The 17,428-nt window shown below is 71.6% G+C and carries 17 protein-coding genes and 1 pseudogene; 11 read left to right on the plus strand and 7 right to left on the minus strand.

Annotated features, from left to right (window positions below; all coding sequences use genetic code 11):
- Window positions 1–81 precede the first annotated feature (81 nt).
- The 3 genes and pseudogenes from BG418_RS23215 to BG418_RS41235 form a co-directional block, all read right to left on the minus strand.
- The gene (locus tag BG418_RS23215) at window positions 82–1,302 is read right to left on the minus strand and encodes a HAMP domain-containing sensor histidine kinase (protein ID WP_317453732.1); all 1,221 of its coding nucleotides are present in this window, start codon (window positions 1,300–1,302) and stop codon (window positions 82–84) included.
- Entirely contained in the window at window positions 1,299–1,970 is a 672-nt protein-coding gene (locus BG418_RS23220) for a response regulator transcription factor (RefSeq protein ID WP_223185325.1), read from the minus strand. The genes BG418_RS23215 and BG418_RS23220 overlap by 4 nt, the downstream gene beginning before the upstream one ends.
- Window positions 1,971–2,009: 39 nt before the next feature.
- Window positions 2,010–2,240 (minus strand): annotated as a pseudogene (locus BG418_RS41235) (PQQ-binding-like beta-propeller repeat protein); the annotation flags it as partial.
- Between BG418_RS41235 and dhaK the strand changes: the two are divergent.
- The 6 genes from dhaK to BG418_RS23250 all read left to right on the plus strand — a co-directional run bounded on the left by dhaK (window position 2,172) and on the right by BG418_RS23250 (window position 7,485).
- On the plus strand, window positions 2,172–3,164 hold the full coding sequence (gene dhaK / locus BG418_RS23225; protein ID WP_188275901.1) for a dihydroxyacetone kinase subunit DhaK: 993 nt from the start codon (window positions 2,172–2,174) through the stop codon (window positions 3,162–3,164). The pseudogene BG418_RS41235 and the gene dhaK overlap by 69 nt on opposite strands.
- Window positions 3,165–3,207: 43 nt before the next feature.
- Entirely contained in the window at window positions 3,208–3,804 is a 597-nt protein-coding gene (dhaL, locus tag BG418_RS23230) for a dihydroxyacetone kinase subunit DhaL (RefSeq protein WP_188275902.1), read from the plus strand.
- The gene (locus BG418_RS23235; RefSeq protein WP_188275903.1) at window positions 3,801–4,214 is read left to right on the plus strand and encodes a PTS-dependent dihydroxyacetone kinase phosphotransferase subunit DhaM; all 414 of its coding nucleotides are present in this window, start codon (window positions 3,801–3,803) and stop codon (window positions 4,212–4,214) included. Before dhaL ends, BG418_RS23235 begins: the two co-directional genes overlap by 4 nt.
- A gap of 174 nt (window positions 4,215–4,388) precedes the next feature.
- Window positions 4,389–6,410 (plus strand): NADPH-dependent 2,4-dienoyl-CoA reductase, encoded by a 2,022-nt coding sequence (locus BG418_RS23240; RefSeq protein ID WP_188275904.1) that lies wholly within the window; start codon window positions 4,389–4,391, stop codon window positions 6,408–6,410.
- Window positions 6,411–6,444: 34 nt separating this feature from the next.
- The gene (locus tag BG418_RS23245) at window positions 6,445–6,981 is read left to right on the plus strand and encodes a PadR family transcriptional regulator (protein ID WP_188275905.1); all 537 of its coding nucleotides are present in this window, start codon (window positions 6,445–6,447) and stop codon (window positions 6,979–6,981) included.
- Window positions 6,982–7,050: 69 nt separating this feature from the next.
- A complete protein-coding gene (locus BG418_RS23250) occupies window positions 7,051–7,485 on the plus strand; it encodes a MarR family winged helix-turn-helix transcriptional regulator (protein ID WP_317453733.1) in 435 nt (144 codons plus the stop codon).
- A gap of 84 nt (window positions 7,486–7,569) precedes the next feature.
- Here the strand turns inward: BG418_RS23250 and BG418_RS23255 are convergent, their stop codons facing one another.
- A complete protein-coding gene (locus BG418_RS23255) occupies window positions 7,570–8,235 on the minus strand; it encodes a response regulator transcription factor (protein WP_188275906.1) in 666 nt (221 codons plus the stop codon).
- Between the two features lie 36 nt (window positions 8,236–8,271).
- Window positions 8,272–9,405 (minus strand): sensor histidine kinase, encoded by a 1,134-nt coding sequence (locus tag BG418_RS23260; RefSeq protein WP_188275907.1) that lies wholly within the window; start codon window positions 9,403–9,405, stop codon window positions 8,272–8,274.
- 158 nt (window positions 9,406–9,563) lie between these two features.
- On the opposite strand from BG418_RS23260, the gene BG418_RS23265 reads away from it, so the two are divergent.
- On the plus strand, window positions 9,564–10,343 hold the full coding sequence (locus BG418_RS23265; RefSeq protein WP_188275908.1) for a GNAT family N-acetyltransferase: 780 nt from the start codon (window positions 9,564–9,566) through the stop codon (window positions 10,341–10,343).
- A 16-nt stretch (window positions 10,344–10,359) separates the two neighbouring features.
- Here the strand turns inward: BG418_RS23265 and BG418_RS23270 are convergent, their stop codons facing one another.
- Window positions 10,360–11,529, minus strand: coding sequence for a phosphodiester glycosidase family protein (locus BG418_RS23270; RefSeq protein ID WP_188275909.1), 1,170 nt, complete (start codon window positions 11,527–11,529; stop codon window positions 10,360–10,362).
- A 151-nt stretch (window positions 11,530–11,680) separates the two neighbouring features.
- Here BG418_RS23270 and BG418_RS23275 point away from each other — a divergent pair, with 151 nt between their 5' ends.
- Window positions 11,681–12,169, plus strand: coding sequence for an NUDIX domain-containing protein (locus BG418_RS23275; protein ID WP_188275910.1), 489 nt, complete (start codon window positions 11,681–11,683; stop codon window positions 12,167–12,169).
- A gap of 55 nt (window positions 12,170–12,224) precedes the next feature.
- Here the strand turns inward: BG418_RS23275 and BG418_RS23280 are convergent, their stop codons facing one another.
- Window positions 12,225–12,842: an LAETG motif-containing sortase-dependent surface protein gene (locus tag BG418_RS23280; RefSeq protein WP_188275911.1), complete on the minus strand. Its 618-nt coding sequence runs from the start codon at window positions 12,840–12,842 to the stop codon at window positions 12,225–12,227.
- A 173-nt stretch (window positions 12,843–13,015) separates the two neighbouring features.
- On the opposite strand from BG418_RS23280, the gene BG418_RS23285 reads away from it, so the two are divergent.
- The 3 genes from BG418_RS23285 (at window position 13,016) to BG418_RS23295 (ending at window position 17,405) form a co-directional block, all read left to right on the plus strand.
- The gene (locus BG418_RS23285) at window positions 13,016–14,197 is read left to right on the plus strand and encodes an alpha/beta hydrolase family protein (protein ID WP_188275912.1); all 1,182 of its coding nucleotides are present in this window, start codon (window positions 13,016–13,018) and stop codon (window positions 14,195–14,197) included.
- 327 nt (window positions 14,198–14,524) lie between these two features.
- The gene (locus BG418_RS23290; RefSeq protein ID WP_188275913.1) at window positions 14,525–15,925 is read left to right on the plus strand and encodes a family 2B encapsulin nanocompartment shell protein; all 1,401 of its coding nucleotides are present in this window, start codon (window positions 14,525–14,527) and stop codon (window positions 15,923–15,925) included.
- Window positions 15,912–17,405, plus strand: a complete 1,494-nt coding sequence (locus BG418_RS23295; protein ID WP_223185313.1) for a cysteine desulfurase — start codon at window positions 15,912–15,914, stop codon at window positions 17,403–17,405. The genes BG418_RS23290 and BG418_RS23295 overlap by 14 nt, the downstream gene beginning before the upstream one ends.
- Window positions 17,406–17,428: the final 23 nt, after the last annotated feature.

The following is a 17,428-nucleotide window of genomic DNA, read 5'->3' on the forward strand; positions in this document are numbered from 1 at the left end:
TCGGCTGCGGATCGTGCTTGGCTGGTCGCGCAGTTCCCCGCGCCCCTAAATGCCGCATCGCACTTCACACGGCCGGCCAGATCACCGCTCTCGTTCCGGAGCGCCGATCCGCAGCTCGGCCAGCGCCCCGCCGCCTGGTGCGGGCGCCAGCGCGACCGTGCCGCCGTGCAGGTCCGCGACCCAGCGGACGATCGCCAGGCCGATGCCGTTGCCGCCCGTGCCCGATGTGGCCTCGAAGCCCGGGCCGTGGTCGCGGACCGCGACGCCGCCCGGGTGGACGCGTACCTCGACCGGGGTCGCGCCGCCGTGTCGAAGCGCGTTCTCGACGAGGTTGCGCACGGCCTGCTCAAGGAGGTCGGGGTCGCCCTCGACCACCACGGACTCGGCCGTCACCGCGATGTCCGCACCCGGCCAGACCTGACCCACCTCGTCCACCACCTGCTCCACCAACTGGTCGAGCCGGAGCGGGGTCAGCTCCACCTCTTGCGCGCCCGCCTCCACCCGCGCCCGCGTCAGCAGCCCGCCCACCAGGCGGCCCATCCGGTCGACCAACCGCGCCGACTCCGTCGCGCTGCCCGCCTCCAAGGTCACCCGGAGTGTGGCGAGCGGGGTGCGCAGTTCGTGCGCGGCCTCGGCGAGGAACTGCTCCTGCTGGTCCAGTGCCCGAAGCGCCTCCCGCATGCTGCGGCCGGACAGCAGATGCCCGACGAGGGCGGCGGCCAGCACAAGTCCCGTACCACCGAGGGCGAGCCAGCGGACCAGCGTCTCGTGGTCGCGTTCGCCGGGGCCCGGGTCGGCGGCGGCCAGGACGGCGGCGCCGATGCTGTCCTCGTCCCAGACCGGCGAGGCGGCCCAGCGCAGGGTGCGGCCGTCCCGGGAGGTCTCGGTCGCGTACACCGTCTCCTGCTGCTCGAGGACCTTGCGCCACAGCCCGTCGAGGCGGCCCGCGTCGGGCAGCTGCGCCGGGCCGGGGCGCGACCAGCGGACTGCGGGCACCTTGGACGCCTTGGACCCGCTCAGTACCGCGAGAGCGCCGGGTTCGCGGGCGAGCGTGTCCTCGGCGAGGGGTTCGAGGTGGAGTGTGCCGTTGTCCATCCAGACGGCGCGGGCGAGGCCGTCGGCGCGGCGGGCGATCTCCTTGTCGAGGCCGTCGGCACGGGAGCGGCCGTCGATGGACGAGGCGACGAAGGCCAGCACGACCAGACACACGGCCGTAGTCACGGCGAACAGAGCGGTGAGGCGCCGGCGCAGCCGGACGAGCCGGGCCAGGGCCGGACGCGTCCTCGTGGACCGCGCGCTCACTCCGTACCGTTGCCGTCGATCCGGTAGCCGACCCCGCGCACCGTGCCGATCAGCTCGTCGGAGCCCAGCTTGCGGCGCAGCTGCCCGATGACGACGTCGACCACGTTCGACATCGGGTCACTCATCTCGTCCCAGCAGCTCTCGATCAGCTCGCTGCGGCTGACGACCTCGCCCGCCCGCAGCATCAGCGCCTCCAGTACCGCGAACTCCTTGGCCGTGAGCGTGAGCAGCACCCCGGCGCGCCGCACCCGGCGGCGCGGCAGGTCCAACTCCAGGTCGGCGACCCGCAGTTCGGGAAGCCGGGCGGGCTGCGCCCGTCGGCACAGGCTGCGTACGCGCGCGGTGAGTTCGGCGAACGCGAACGGCTTGACGAGGTAGTCGTCCGCCCCGTGCTCGAACCCGGCGACCCGGTCGTCGACGGTGCCGAGCGCGGTGAGCAGCAGCACGGGCAGCGTGGATCCGGCGCGGCGCCGCTTTCGTACGAGGTCGAGCGCGTCGCCGTCGGGCAGCCCCCGGTCCGCCACGAGGCAGTCGTACGTGTTCACGTCGAGCTTGAGCTCGGCCTCGTCGAGCCGCACGGCGAGATCGACGGCGAACCCGGCCGCCCGCAGCCCCTCCACGACGACCGGGCCGAGCTCAGGGTCGTCCTCCACCACCAGCACGCGCATGAGACGGGAGCTTACGTGGGGGCTCCGGTCGCGAGCGTCCAGGGCGTGGAGGCGGCCGTCGTCGCTGCCTACGTGGACGATGCCGTCGGCAACACTCGCCGTACCCGGACGGCCCCGACACGGTCCGGGCCGCGCGCGAGCCGGGGTCGGTAAGGTCCCGGTCAGCAGCCGCCCGGCTGCGCTTCTCCCCCGGAGGCACGCATGAAGATGCTGATCAACGTGGCCGAGACAGTCGTGGCGGACGCGCTGCGCGGGATGGCGGCCGCCCATCCGGAACTCACCGTCGACGTGGAGAACCGCGTGATCGTGCGCCGGGACGCGCCGATGGCCGGGAAGGTCGCGCTGGTGTCGGGGGGCGGGTCGGGGCACGAGCCGCTGCACGGCGGGTTCGTGGGGCCCGGGATGCTCGCCGCCGCCTGCCCCGGCGAGGTGTTCACCTCGCCCGTGCCGGACCAGATGGTGCGCGCCGCGGCCGCCGTGGACAGCGGGGCCGGGGTGCTGTTCGTCGTCAAGAACTACACCGGTGACGTGCTCAACTTCGAGATGGCCGCCGAACTCGCCGAGGACGAGGGCGTACAGGTCGCCAAGGTGCTGGTCAACGACGACGTCGCGGTCACCGACAGCCTGTACACCGCCGGGCGGCGCGGGACCGGGGCGACCCTGTTCGTGGAGAAGATCGCGGGCGCCCTGGCCGAGGAGGGCGCGCCGCTGGAGCGGGTGGAGGCGATCGCCCGCCGGGTGAACGAGGGCTCGCGCAGCTTCGGCGTCGCCCTCGGCGCCTGCACCACCCCGGCCAAGGGGAGCCCGACCTTCGAACTGCCGCCCGGTGAGCTGGAGTTGGGTGTCGGCATCCATGGCGAGCCGGGGCGTGAGCGGCGGCCCATGATGACCTCGCGGGAGATCGCCGACTTCGCGGTGGACGCCGTCCTGGAGGACCTGAAGCCGTCGAGTCCCGTCCTGCTGCTCGTCAACGGCATGGGGGCGACACCGCTGCTCGAACTGTACGGGTTCAACGCCGAGGTGCACCGGGTGCTGGCCGAGCGCCGCGTCCCCGTCGCCCGCACGCTCGTGGGCAACTACGTCACCTCGCTCGACATGGCGGGCTGCTCGGTGACGCTCTGTCAGGCCGACGAGGAGCTGCTGCGCCTGTGGGACGCGCCGGTCAACACGCCCGCGCTGCGGTGGGGTTGCTGAACCCGACGCCCACGACACCCTGATGATTCCCGAAGGAGGACTTGTGCTCGACACCGCGTTCTTCCGCCGCTGGATGACCGCGACGGCCGCCGCCGTCGACCGGGAGGCGGACCGGCTGACCGAACTGGACTCGGCCATCGGCGACGCCGACCACGGCAGCAACCTGCGGCGCGGCTTCACTGCCGTGGCCGCCGTGCTGGACAAGGACAACCCGGACACCCCCGGGGGCGTACTCACCCTCGCCGGGCGCGAGTTGATCTCCACCGTCGGCGGCGCCTCCGGACCGTTGTACGGGACGCTCCTGCGCCGCACCGGCAAGGCGCTCGGCGACGCGGCCGAGGTCGACCGGGCGCAGCTCGCCGAGGCGCTGGGCGCGGGTGTGGCTGCGGTGGCCCAGCTCGGCGGGGCGGCGGCCGGGGACAAGACGATGCTGGACGCGCTGCTGCCCGCCGTCGACGCGCTCGGCGAGTCCTTCGCGGCCGCGAGCACGGCTGCCGAGGCCGGAGCGCTCGCGACCGTACCGCTGCAAGCGCGCAAGGGGCGGGCCAGCTATCTCGGCGAGCGGTCCATCGGCCACCAGGACCCGGGCGCGACCTCGTCGGCCCTGCTCATCGCCGCGCTCGTGGAGGCTGCCGGATGAGCGGGGACGGGAAGCTCGTCGGGGTCGTACTCGTCTCGCACAGCGCGGCGGTCGCGGCGGCCGTGGCCGAGCTTGCGACGGGGCTCGCGGGCGGCGGTACGACCGCCCCGGTCGCCCCTGCGGGCGGCACCCCCGACGGCGGCCTCGGCACCAGTTCCGAGCTGATCGCGCAGGCGGCGGCCGCCGTGGACAGCGGCGCGGGCGTCGCGGTCCTGGTCGACCTCGGCAGCGCGGTGCTCACCGTGAAGGCGCTGCTCGCCGAGGGCGACGAGCTGCCGGAGGGGACACGGCTGATCGACGCGCCGTTCGTCGAGGGCGCGGTGGCCGCCGTGGTCACCGCCTCGGCCGGGGCGGACCTGGACGCGGTGGAGGCGGCGGCGTCGGAGGCGTACGGCTACCGGAAGGTCTGATACCGGCGCGCTGACCTGGATGGGCCCGGCGGGACTCCCCCGCCGGGCCCATCCACGTATCCCCACAACAGCCGGGCCCGATGTGACCCAGACCCTTTATGCAACTTGTTGCACAAGCGGGCCCCGTGCTCTACAACTGGAGCTGACGACACCGCCGTATCCGGAGGCCCCCCGATGAGCGACTACCCCCACCTGCTGCGCCCCCTCGACCTCGGCTTCACCACCCTGCCCAACCGGGTGCTGATGGGGTCCATGCACATCGGGCTCGAAGAGGCCGAGAACGGGTTCGAGCGGATGGCGGCCTTCTACGCCGAGCGGGCGCGCGGCGGGGTCGGGCTCATGGTCACCGGCGGCATCGCGCCCAACGACGCGGGCCGCCCGTACGAGGGCGGCGCCAAGATCACCACCGAGGCGGAGGCCGCGCAGCGCCGCACCGTCACCGACGCCGTGCACGCGGCGGGCGGGCGGATCGCGATGCAGATCCTGCACTTCGGGCGGTACGCCTACCACCAGGACCTGGTCGCGCCGAGCGCGCTCCAGGCGCCGATCAGCCCGTTCGTGCCGCACGCCCTGACCGAGGACGAGGTCGAGCAGACCGTCGAGGACTTCGTGCGCGCCGCCGAGCTCGCCAAGTCCGCCGGGTACGACGGCGTCGAGATCATGGGGTCCGAGGGCTATCTGATCAACGAGTTCGTGGCGGGCGCGGTGAACCAGCGCACCGACAGCTGGGGCGGCTCGTACGAGAACCGGATGCGCTTCCCGGTCGAGATCGTCCGCCGTACGCGCGAGCGCGTCGGCGCCGACTTCATCATCATCTACCGGCTCTCCATGCTGGACCTGGTGCCCGGCGGCTCCACGCTCGACGAGGTGATCACGCTCGCCCGCGCCATCGAGGCGGCCGGGGCGACGCTCATCAACACCGGCATCGGCTGGCACGAGGCGCGCATCCCCACCATCGCGACCTCGGTGCCTCGCGGCGCGTACACCTGGGTGACCAAGAAGCTGATGGGGTCGGTCTCGATCCCGCTCATCACCAGCAACCGCATCAACACCCCCGAAGTGGCCGAGCAGTTGCTCGCCGAGGGACGCGCGGACATGGTGTCGATGGCGCGGCCGTTCCTCGCCGACCCCGAGTTCGTCGCCAAGGCGCGGGCGGGGCGGTCCGAGACCATCAACACCTGCATCGGCTGCAACCAGGCCTGCCTCGACCACACCTTCAGCGGGAAGATCACCTCCTGCCTGGTGAACCCGCGCGCCTGCAACGAGACCGAGCTGGTGCTCTCGCCCACCCGGCGCCGCAAGAACCTGGCCGTGGTCGGCGCGGGCCCGGCCGGGCTCGCCTTCGCGGTCTCGGCGGCCGAGCGCGGCCACGCGGTCACGCTCTTCGACGCGGCCGCCGAGGTCGGCGGCCAGCTGAACATCGCCAAGCGGGTCCCGGGCAAGGAGGAGTTCGAGGAGACGCTGCGGTACTACCGCACCATGCTCGAACTGCACGGTGTGGACGTCCGGTTGAACACCTCCGTCTCGGCCGCCGACCTCGCGGACGGCCCGTACGACGAGGTCGTCGTCGCCACCGGTGTCACCCCCCGCACCCCGGAGATCCCCGGCCGCGACCACCCGAGCGTCGTCACCTACCTCGACGTACTGCGCGACGGGGCGCCGGTGGGCGAGCGGGTGGCGATCGTCGGCGCGGGTGGCATCGGCTTCGACGTCGCCGAGTACCTCACCGACGGCGGCGACGCGGCGAGCCTGGACGCCGAGACGTACTTCCGGCAGTGGGGCGTCGACACCACGTACGGCGAGCGCGGCGGGCTGCGCGCGCCCGAGCGGCCCAAGCCGCCGCGCGCGGTCCACCTCCTCCAGCGCAAGACCTCCAAGGTCGGCGCGGGCCTGGGCAAGACCACGGGCTGGATCCACCGCACCGAGCTGAAGCACCGGGGCGTGACCATGGTGCCGGGCGTGAGCTACGACCTGGTCGACGACGCCGGGCTGCACATCACCGTCGACGGCACCTCCTCCGTACTGCCGGTGGACACCGTCGTCCTGTGCGCCGGCCAGGAGCCGCGCCGCGACCTGTACGAGGAGCTGACGGCGGCCGGGGTCACCGCGCATCTGATCGGCGGCGCGGACGTGGCCGCCGAGCTGGACGCCAAGCGCGCCATCGACCAGGGCACCAGGCTGGCGGCGGCCCTCTGACCGGCGCCGCCCGCGGCGAACCTAGGATGCGGTCATGTCCCTCCCGCACGCGATCCTGACCGCTCTGCTCGAAAAGCCCTCGTCGGGGCTTGAGCTGACGCGCCGCTTCGACAAGTCGTTCGGCTTCTTCTGGTCCGCGACGCACCAGCAGATCTATCGTGAGCTGGGCAAGCTGGAGGCGTCCGGGTTCATCCGCGCGCTGGCGTCGCAGGCGCCGGCGCGCGGACAGAAGAAGGAGTACGAGGTCCTGCCCGCGGGCCGTGCGGAGCTCGCCGCATGGGCGAGTGCCGGGCAGGAACCCCGCCCGATGCGCGACCCGCTGCTGCTGCGGATGCGGGCGGCGGCGGTCGTCGGCACGGACGGGCTCGACGCCGAGCTGCGCCGCCATCTGGCCCTGCACGAGCGCCAGTTGGAGATGTACGAGGGGATCGAGCGGCGGGATTTCCCGCCGGAGCGGGACAGCGAGCAGGACCGGCTGCGGCATCTGGTGCTGCGCGGCGGCATCGAGCTGGAGACGTTCTGGATCCGCTGGCTGACCCAGGCGCTGGACACGGTGGCCGAGCCAGAGTGAGCGGGTCCGGAGTGAGCGGGTCCGCACACTGGCGTTGTATTATGCAACTAGCCAGTGAGAGGACCCGCCGTGCCCAGTCGAGACCAGTCGGTCGCCACCATCCAGCGCGAGATGACCGCGTTCGCCCGCCGCGCCCGGGCCGCCGCCGCGCGGATGCACCCTGAGCTCTCGCTGGTCTCGTTCACGCTGCTCTCGCACCTTGAGGACCAGCAGGGGTGCCGGGCGACGGATCTCGCCGCGTACTACATGCTCGACAAGTCGACGATCAGTCGGCAGATCGCGGCGCTTGAGCGGTTGTCGTTCATCGAGCGCCGCACCGATCCTGCCGATCATCGCATCCAGCTGCTGCATCTCACCCCTGCGGGGACGGCGAAGCTCGCCGAAGCAGCGGAGCTGCGGAAGCAGGCGTTCACCGAGCGCCTGGCGGAGTGGGACGCGGGGGATCTCGAACAGTTCGCGGAGTATTTGCTGCGGTACAACAGCACTGCGGCTAGCTGGAGTTGAGCGTTCAGCTGCGGACCGTGCTTGGCTGGTCGCGCAGTTCCCCGCGCCCCTTAGGTAACGGCAACAGTCAGGCGCAGCCCCGACCTACCGCCCTCCCCCCGGCGTGACCAAGCCCGACTCGTACGCCAGCACCACCGCCTGGGCCCGGCTCGCCAGGTCCAGTTTGCTCATCGCTCGGTTGAGGTGGGTCTTGACCGTCGCCTCGCTGATGAAGAGCTGGTCGGAGATCTCCTGGTTCGACAGGCCGCGTGCGGTGAGTTTGAGGACCTCCGTCTCGCGGGCCGTGAGCGCCGCGAGGTCCGACGACACCTGCGGGGTCTGCTCGACCGGGCGCGCGAACGCCTCCACGAGCCGGCGCGTCACGCTCGGCGCGAAGAGCGTGTCGCCGCCGCCCACCGCCGCCACCGCGTTCAGCAGCCGCTCCGGCCCCGAGTCCTTGAGCAGGAACCCCGAGGCACCGGCCCGCAGCGCGGAGTACACGTACTCGTCGAGGTCGAACGTGGTGAGGATGAGGATGCGCGGCGGCGGGTCGGGGGCCTCGGCGAGGATGCGCTCGGTGGCGGTGATGCCGCTCATGCCGGGCATGCGGATGTCCATGAGGATCACATCGGGCCGGGTCGCCGCCGCCTGGGCCACGGCCTCCGCCCCGTCGCTGGCCTCTCCGACGACGTCGACGCCCGCCGCCCGTAGCAGGGCGACCAGACCGGCCCGTACGAGGAACTGGTCGTCGACCACGAGTGCCCTGGTCATGGCAACGCGTCTTCCCCCTGTGTCATGCGGTCCCGGTCAGGCGGTCGGCTGAGCCGAGGTCGGCAGGAGCAGACGGACCGCGAAGCCTCCCTCGCTTCTCGGGCCGGTGCTGATCGTGCCGCCGTAGAGCTTGGCCCGCTCCCGCATCCCGATCAACCCATGTCCACCACCCGATCGATTTCTGACCGGATTCGCTCCCGTAGTGTCGTTCACGACGGCGAGAGCGACATGGTTCCGCTCGTAACAGAGTTCCACCGTCGTCCGTGCGCCGGGCGCGTGTTTCAGGACATTGGTGAGTGCCTCCTGCGCCACCCGGTAGGCGCACAGGTCCACGCCGGGCGCGAGCGGGCGGGCCTCGCCCTGGACGCGCAGCTCGACCGGCAGTCCGCCGGCCCGTAGCCGCTCCACCATGTCGGAGAGGCGGGACAGGCCCGGCATCGGAGCCGACGGTTCTCCGTCGACGTCCTCCGCGCGCAGGAGGTGCAGCATCCGCCGCAGCTCCTCCAGCGCCTCCTGGCTGGTCGCGGAGATGGTGCCGAGCGCCCCGCGCGCGGTGGGCGGATCGGACTCGAAGACGAAGCGCGCGAGCCCCGACTGCACGGATATCACCGACATGTGGTGGGCGATGATGTCGTGCAACTCCCGGGCGATACGCCCGCGTTCCTCGGCCACTTCGCGCTTGGCCCGGGCCTCCTGCTCCTTCGCCAACTGCTCGGCGAGCTTGGTGGAGCGGCGGGCCACCCGGCCGAACCGCCACAGCACGGCGGGCACGGCGAGCGCCTGCACGACGACCGAGGGCATCGCGTCGCTGCCGGTGCGGATCCCGGCGAACACCCACACCACCGCCAAGACCGCCATGCAGGAGAGGGAGATGCGGGCGGGCCGGGTCGCGGCCACCGTGTACCCCGCGATCAATGCCCCGTAGGAGCCCACGACCGGCCAGTTCCCCAGGGAGATGTAGAGCGTCCACATCGCGATGACGAACGCGCAGACACCCACCGGCGCTCCGGAGCGGAACGCGCACGCCATGTTGATGATCACGGCGAGGGCGTATCCGAGCACGTCGAGCGGCTGCTGCCCCTGCCGGGCCGCCTCCTGGCCCAGGAGCACGGCGACACACGTCTGTGCCAGCGCGATGAACACATCGGCGGTGACTGGGCGGATCCGCATTGCCGCAGCCTAATTGCAGGTCAGACGCGCGGCGTCAACCAATGGCGGTGCACGCTCTACCGCAGGGGTTGTAGACGGACCCACTCCTTCCGGCGCGGTCCGGCACCGCGGTCCGAAACCCGTTTGTCAGCCGGGTCCCGCGATGTTGAAGTGTGCGGATGGACAACGACAAGGTGCTGGCCCTGTTCGACCAGCAGATGCGCGAGGGCGCTCGGCCCGAGAGCCCCGCGGCCCGGGTCGAGCGGGTGGGCGGCGTGGTGCGGCACTTCGGCCCCGACCCGACCTGGAACGGGGTGATCTGGTCGGACCTCGACGAGGCCGGCGCCGAGCGTGAAATCGCCGCGCAGGTGCGGCACTTCACGGAGCTCGGCCGCGAGTTCGAGTGGAAGCTGTACGCCCACGACACCCCCGGCGACCTCGGCGAACGGCTCATGGCGGCCGGGTTCGTGCCGGAGCCCACCGAGGCCCTGATGGTCGCCGAGAGCGCGGCGCAGGCCGGCGAGGTGGCGCTGGCCGAGGGCATCGAGCTGGTGCCGGTGACCGACGAGGCCGGGATCGACCTGATGGCGGCCGTGCACGAGCAGGCGTTCGGCACCGACTCCTCGCGGCTCGCCCGGAGTATGAAGCTCCAGCTCGCCGAGGCGCCCGACACCCTGGTCGCGGTGCTCGCGACGGCGCACGGCGTGCCGGTCTCCGCCGCCCGGATGGAGCTGATCCCGGGCACGCAGTTCGCCGGGCTCTGGGGCGGTGGCACCGCCGAGGCCTGGCGCGGCAAGGGCATCTACCGCGCGTTGGTCTCCTATCGCGCCCGTATCGCCGCCGAGCGCGGCTACCGCTACCTCCAGGTCGACGCCTCCGACGACAGCCGCCCGATCCTGCACCGCCTGGGCTTCGCGCAGTTGAGCACGACCACGCCGTACCTCTACGAGCTGCCGTAGGCCGTACGCGGAGTCCTCAGCGGGCGTAGACGGCGACGAAGTCGCGGGTGGCCTGGTTGTAGTAGCGCTCCGGCGGGTTCTCGAAGTCGAGGATGTTGGTGGGCACCGGGCTGTCCGGGGTACGGCTGCCGTCGTAGCTCATGAAGGACGGCCAGGCGCGGTTCATGTCGAGCGGCATGGCCCGCACCGCGCCCGCGCGCTCCATGAGTTCGGCGAGCGTACGCGCCGACAGGGCCTGGCCGACGACCATGATGACGTCGCCCTCCGCCGTGACCCCGACCCCGGAGCGGGCCACGTACATCTTGCTCTGGTCGGTGGCGCCCCACTTGGAGTCGTTGTCGATGTCCGGGACGACCGAGCCGCCGTCGACCATCAGCTCCAGGCACTGCCGCACCCCGACGACGTCGGGTGTCATCCGCATGTCCCGGCCCCACACGCCGATCCGGATCGAGCCGTCGCGGTAGAACACCTCGGAGGCGGCGCCGTCGCGGAGCTGCCCGGCGGTTCTGCCGTCGAGGTAGAAGCCGCCCCGGGAGCCGCCGTCGGTGACCTTGAAGCCGCCGTTCCAGGACGCCACCAGGCCCGCGCGCTCCCCCTTGGGGATGTTCGGCGGTACGGAGAAGGAACCGCCCGGCTCGCGCAGTCCGGGGTGCAGCTGGAAGCGGGCGTCCTTGGCGCTGACCCACGCGACGGCCGCCTCGTACGAGGTGTGGGCGGAGTCGGGACGTACATACGTGCCCTGCACGATCGGGCGGCCGTGGGCCTCCACCAGCGGACGCCACACGCCCTCGCCGGGCAGCGCCGGGGCGACCAGCGGACGCATCGGGGCGCGCAACGGCAGTCCGCTCCGCGCGGCGGGCGGCGGGAGCGCGGCCGCCTTGCGCATCCGGGCCAGCGACTCCTGCGGCAGCGTGCCGCCGACCTTCGGCGGGTCCAGTTCGTACTGGAGGTTCTCCAGCTTGTCGACGACGAAGCCCAGCCGGTGTTCGCGTGCCCAGCCCGCGAGGCGGGCCGCCGTGCTGTCATCACCCGGATAGGTCAGCGCGTCCGACACCGACCAGCCCACCGTCCCGGCGCCCAGCAGACAGACCACCAGGGTGGACCGGACGGCTATCCGGCGTCGGCGCAGCTGGGGCGGGGTCAGATCCCTGCGGCGCTTCCACGGCAGCAGACGGCGACGGGCCACGGCGCTCCCTCTCCGAGGCGTGTCTCGGAACGACGCCCAACGGACTTCGGACGGATTCCGGAAAGACACGCGCCCTGAATGCGTAGATATCGGGCTCTTGTCTGCTATAACCCGATCGCCCGGAACCTAATCACCGGCCACACTGGTCGCCATGGCCGGGAAACGCAGCGCGGGACTCCTCTGCTATCGCCGTACCGACCTCGGTGTCGAGGTGCTGATCGGGCACATGGGCGGCCCGTTCTGGGCCGGGCGGGACGCCTCGGCCTGGTCGATCCCGAAGGGTGAGTACGAGCCGGAGGAGGCGCCGGAAGCGGCCGCCCTGCGCGAGTTCGAGGAGGAGCTGGGCCTGCCGGCCCCCGAGGGCACGCCGGTGCCGCTAGGGGAGTCCCGGCAGGCCAGCGGCAAGGTGGTGACCGTCTGGGCGGTCGAGGCCGACGTCGATCTCACCGCCGTCGTGCCCGGCACCTTCACGATGGAGTGGCCACGGGGCTCCGGCACGATGCAGGAGTTCCCGGAGATCGACCGCTTCGCCTGGCTCGCGCCCGACGCGGCGTCACAGAAGCTGGTGGCGGGCCAGCGGGTGTTACTCGACCGGCTGGCGGCGCATCTCGCGGAATCCGGGGACCGCCCGGGAACATGACCGCGCCGGTGTCCGGATCCCGGATCACCGGCGCGGTCGCCACGGGGTGCGTGTCTCAGTGCTCTCCGGTACGGCGCCTGCGCGCGGCCCACACGATGCCGCCGCCCGCGAGCAGTACGGCACCGCCCATGCCGGCGACGAGCGGGGTCGAGCTCGACGAACCGGTCTCGGCCAGGTTGGCGCTCGGCTGAGGCGCCGGGGCCGCAGCCGAGGACGTGGCGGGGCCGGGGGCGGGCTTGCCGGGCTTCGCCGAGGGGGTCGGGGTCGGCTTGGCCGGCGGGGACGGCTTGGTCGACGGCTTGGTGGGCGGAGGGGTGTCGCACACCGGCGCGGTCTTGGTCTCGTCCCGCGAGTACTGGTCCCCGTCGCCCGCCTTCACGACGAGCCGCAGGGTCAACTGCTTCTTGTGGTCGGGGAGTTGCAGCTTCTTGTGGAACTCGCCCTTGAACTGCTCGGTGGACAGCAGGTCCTTGCCGTCCGCCGTGATGGTCACCGTGTTGACGGCCTGGTCGGAGTACCTGGTCAGGTCCACGGTGACCTGGGTGCAGGTCACCTGCCACACCGGGGTGTGCGCCTGAGCGGGCACCGCGGTCAGGCCGACGCCGACGAGACCCGCGGCGGCTGCCCCTATGAGCGCTCCACGGCGACGCCCCGTTCCTCTGTTGACGGTCACGAAATCCTCCACTGGTACCGCACCGCCGGATTGACGGTGCGCGCACACTACCGCTCCCGCCCCATGCCCGACCGGCTGTCCCGCACATCACTGGCGTCACCTGTCCTGTTCCGGATGGCACAGCCGTGCTATACACGCGCCACCGCCGTCACGCACACCGCCCCGGGGGACTCATGAGACGAACTACCTTGCTGCGCAGAGCAGTTGGACCACTCGCGATCACGTCCGCGCTCACCCTCGCCCTGCCGATCACGGGCGCCTCAGCCGCCGGAAACACGACCGGATCCATACGTTCCGCTGCGGCCGGATCCGTACGCTCCGCCACGGACCTGCCACCTCTGCCGCAACCCAACTCCCATGGGCTGACCCTGAAGAGCTGGACACTCGTCGCCGGGTACGGGGACCGGATGGCCGACGCGACCTTCACCACCGCCGCCGTGTTCACCCCGCGCGGCGGCACCCCGTGGATCAATCCGGTGCAAGTCCCGGTCAAGGTCAGGATCTACCTCCCCGCCGGGTACCGCGGCGATCCGGCCAGGCCGTACCCCGTGCTGTATCTGCTGCACGGCGGCGGCGCCGACTTCCAGCAGTGGTCGCAGTCGGACTCGGGCAACCTGGCCGCCACGCTGGCCGGTTCGGCGTTCGACGGGATCGTGGTGATGCCGGAGGGCGGCCGGGCGGGCTGGTACAGCGACTGGGCCGGGGCCACCGACGGCCACTTCGCCCCGCAGTGGGAGACATTCCACATCGAGCAGCTGCTGCCGTGGATCGACGCCAACTTCCCTACGGTGAGGGAACGTTCCGGCCGCGCCATCGCCGGTGTCTCCATGGGCGGTTACGGAGCACTGCGCTACGGCGGGCGCCATCCTGAGCTGTTCTCGGCGGTCGGCGCGTTCTCGGCGGGCACCGACCTCTACCAGGCCGGTGCCCAGAAGATCATCGCCGATTCGATGTGGCAGGTGGGCGCCTCGATCGGCTGGACCGGACTGCTCAACCCCTGGTACCGCGTCGGCGGCGACACCCTCCACCGCATGGAGACGGTGTTCGGCCCCCAGAGCGGCTGGGCCGCCGTCACACCCGTGAGTCTCGCGCTCCACGACGCGTACAACGGATACGCCGGGAAACTCGCCTTATACGCGGGCGGGGCGAACGGGACCGGTGAAACCGATATCTACGGCTGGAACCACACGCTGCACGAGAACCTCGACAGCCGCGGCGCCCAGCACCGTTTCTGCACCGGACCCGGTGAACACAGCTATCGGTACTGGACGGAAGACCTCAAGGACTTCGTCTCGCTCGTCTACGGAACACCTTTCGCACAGTGCCCCAATGGCTGGGGATCGCCCACTCCCTAATCGGCCGTCATAAGCCGGACTTTCAGGCGCTCATAGCCTCGCCATTGGGTCATATCGCGCCTTTTTGCGGGGAATTGAATTCTCTTCAAAAATCCCCGGAATGAGGCTCCGCCCGCGCGCAGGCCAGTGCCCGCAAGCAGGCGGGGAGCAGAATGACCGCTTCCATTTCACTCCCGTATTGCGTGAAGGAACGGTTTCAGGCCGGTCGGGTCCGCGCCCCGTCAATTGGCGTCTTGTGAACCCCCGTCGGGCGAGCAGACGATCGGTCCTCGTTCCCGTGCGGCGGCCGCCCGGCGCGGTCGCCCACTTGTCTTCGAGGAGGGTCCTATGAGCGTTCCCGTCAACAACCGGCAGAGTCTCGGCACGGACGCGGCACGGCAGCTCGCCACCGCCACCAAGACCACACCGCAGATGCGCGGCATCACCCCGCGCTATCTGCTGCGCGCCCTCCCGTGGATCGATCTGGAATCCGGTGTCTACCGGGTCAACCGCCGCCGGACCTTCGAGCTCGGCGACGACCGGATCGAGACCTACGCCGACAACGACGGCACCAACCGTGTCGTCCCCGGCGACTTACGCGAGCTGCCCTTCCTGGGCGACGCCGACGACGCGCTCCTGACCGAACTCGCGGGCGCGTTCACCGAGGTCACCTTCGAGTCGGGACAGGTGCTCGCGCAGAGCGGCGACCCGGCCGACCGACTGTGGGTGATCGTGCGCGGCCGCGCCGAGAAGCGTCTGACCGGCCGCTACGGCCAGGACGAACTGCTCGAAGTGGTCGGCGACGGGCAGTTCTTCGACCTGGCGTCCTGGACCAAGTCCGAGCCCATGCCGTACCGCGTGCAGGCGCTCACCCCGGGCGTGGCGCTGGTCGCCGAACGCAGCGCGCTCGCCGCCCTCACCGACCGGGACGCGGGGGTCCGGGCCGCGATGGAGGACTACGCCGCCGGGAACCACATGCCGCCGGGCGGCGAAGTGCCGGTGGATCTCTCCTCCGGCCATGTCGGCGAGCCGGATCTGCCCGCCACGTTCGTCGACTACGAGGACGAGCCGCGCGAGTACCACATGACGCTGGCGCAGACCGTGCTGAAGGTCCACAGCCGCGTCGCCGATCTCTACAACGGCCCCATCGACCAGACGCGCGCCCAGCACAACCTCACCATCCAGGCGCTGCGCGAGCGCCAGGAGAACCTGCTCCTGAACCACCCCGAGTTCGGTCTGTTCAACAACGTCTCCGCAGGTCAGCGCGTGCAGTCCCGCACCGGCTCGCCCACGCCCGACGACCTGGACGAGCTGCTGACCCGGGTGTGGAAGCAGCCCGCGTACTTCCTCGCGCACCCCCGGGCGATCGCCGCGTTCGGCCGCGAATGTACCCGGCGGGGGGTGCCCCCGGTCACGGACACGCGGTTCGGCAGCCCGCTGATCACCTGGCGCGGGGTGCCGCTGCTGCCGTCCGACAAGGTCAAGTTCAGCAACGGCGGCAACGGCCACGGCACCACCGAGATCTTGCTGATGCGGATGGGCGAGGCCGAGCAGGGCGTGGTCGGTCTGCGTCCCTCGCACGTCGCGGACGAGGCCGAACCGGGCCTGTCCGTACGGAACATGGGCGTCGACCAGAAGGGCATCACCTCGTATCTGATGACCGCCTACTTCAACACGGCCGTGCTGGTGGAGGACGCCATCGCCGTGCTGCAGAACGTCGAGGTCGGCAACTACCATGACTACTCCTGACGTTGTGCGACCCGAGGCCGCGGGCCTCGGGATGCCGCGCCTGGACACGGCGCGGCCGGAGGCCACGGGCCTCGACATGGCAGGTCCCGGCGCGGCCCGCCCGGAAGCCGCGGGCCTCGGGATGCCGCCCGTGGACACCGCCCGCCCGGAAGCCACCGGGCTCGGGACGCCGTCCCTGGAGACCGCCCGCCCGGAGGCCACGGGTCTCGACATGGCGGGTCCCGGAGCTCGCCCCGACATGGCGCAACGCCCCGCCATGCCGGGTGTGTTCTCGCCCGAGGCGGCCCGCGCGGACGTGCCGATCCTGCACCGCACGGTCAACGGCCATCCGCTGGTGTGGCTGGACAACGGGGCGACCACGCAGAAGCCCCGCCAGGTGATCGAGGCGCTCGGCGCGTACTACGGCGCCGCCAACTCCAACATCCACCGGGGCGCGCACACCATGGCGCGCGAGGCCACCGAGATGTACGAGGCGGGGCGCGCGGCGGTCGCGTCGTTCCTGGGGGCCCCGGCACCCGAGAGCATCGTGTTCGTGCGGGGCACCACCGAGGCCATCAACCTGGTCGCCCAGACGTGGGGCCGGGACAACCTCGGGCCCGGCGACGACATCCTCGTACCGGTCCTGGAGCACCACTCCAACATCGTCCCCTGGCAGCTGATCGCCAAGGAGACCCGGGCGCGGGTGGTTCCCATCCCGCTGACGCCCGAGGGGGAGATCGACCAGTCCGCGTACGCCGATCTGCTCTCCTCACGCACCCAGCTGGTCGCCCTCAGCCATGCCTCCAACGTCCTGGGGACCGTCCCGCCGGTCAAGGAGATGACCGCGCTGGCCCATCGGTACGGGGCGAAGGTGCTGGTGGACGGGGCACAGGCGGTCGCCCACTTCCCGGTGGACGTGACTGATCTGGACGCGGACTTCTACGCGTTCTCGGGGCACAAGCTGTTCGCCCCGACCGGCATCGGCGCCCTCTACGCCAAGCCGGAGATCCTGGAGTCGATGCGGCCCTATCAGGGCGGCGGCAACATGATCGACTCGGTGGACTTCGGTCAGACGACGTTCGCACCGGTACCGCACCGCCTGGAGGCCGGCACCGGCAACATCGGCGGTGTGGTGGGGCTCCTCGCCGCGCTGAACTGGCTGAGCGGCTTCGACCGCAACGCCGTCGCCGCGTACGAGGAAGGGTTGATGGCCTACGCCCAGCAGGCGCTGGCCATGGTGCCCGGTCTGGAGCTGGTGGGCGCCGCGCCCGAGCGGATCGCGGTGCTGACGTTCACGCTCGCGGGCCAGGATCCGGGCACCATCGCCGACTGGCTGGACCGCGACGGGATCGCGATCCGCGCGGGCCACCACTGCGCGCAGCCCGCGCTCGCGCACTACGGCCTCGAATCGGCCGCACGCGCGTCGCTCGCGCTCTACAACACCTCGCAGGAGGTGGACCAACTGGTGGCGTCGCTGCGGCAGTTGCAGCAGGCGGCCTGACCGGTCGACGGCTGACGGGTGGT

Source organism: Streptomyces sp. CBMA152 (assembly GCF_014596475.1).
Lineage (GTDB): Bacteria > Actinomycetota > Actinomycetes > Streptomycetales > Streptomycetaceae > Streptomyces.

Bases quoted from the DNA above. Each gene is read 5' to 3' on its own strand.
- BG418_RS23220 (WP_223185325.1), bottom strand. From the start codon at position 1,970: ATGCGCGTGCTGGTGGTGGAGGACGACCCTGAGCTCGGCCCGGTCGTC.
- dhaK (WP_188275901.1), top strand. From the start codon at position 2,172: ATGAAGATGCTGATCAACGTGGCCGAGACAGTCGTGGCGGACGCGCTG.
- BG418_RS23235 (WP_188275903.1), top strand. From the start codon at position 3,801: ATGAGCGGGGACGGGAAGCTCGTCGGGGTCGTACTCGTCTCGCACAGC.
- BG418_RS23240 (WP_188275904.1), top strand. From the start codon at position 4,389: ATGAGCGACTACCCCCACCTGCTGCGCCCCCTCGACCTCGGCTTCACC.
- BG418_RS23245 (WP_188275905.1), top strand. From the start codon at position 6,445: ATGTCCCTCCCGCACGCGATCCTGACCGCTCTGCTCGAAAAGCCCTCG.
- BG418_RS23255 (WP_188275906.1), bottom strand. From the start codon at position 8,235: ATGACCAGGGCACTCGTGGTCGACGACCAGTTCCTCGTACGGGCCGGT.
- BG418_RS23260 (WP_188275907.1), bottom strand. From the start codon at position 9,405: ATGCGGATCCGCCCAGTCACCGCCGATGTGTTCATCGCGCTGGCACAG.
- BG418_RS23265 (WP_188275908.1), top strand. From the start codon at position 9,564: ATGGACAACGACAAGGTGCTGGCCCTGTTCGACCAGCAGATGCGCGAG.
- BG418_RS23275 (WP_188275910.1), top strand. From the start codon at position 11,681: ATGGCCGGGAAACGCAGCGCGGGACTCCTCTGCTATCGCCGTACCGAC.
- BG418_RS23285 (WP_188275912.1), top strand. From the start codon at position 13,016: ATGAGACGAACTACCTTGCTGCGCAGAGCAGTTGGACCACTCGCGATC.
- BG418_RS23290 (WP_188275913.1), top strand. From the start codon at position 14,525: ATGAGCGTTCCCGTCAACAACCGGCAGAGTCTCGGCACGGACGCGGCA.
- BG418_RS23295 (WP_223185313.1), top strand. From the start codon at position 15,912: ATGACTACTCCTGACGTTGTGCGACCCGAGGCCGCGGGCCTCGGGATG.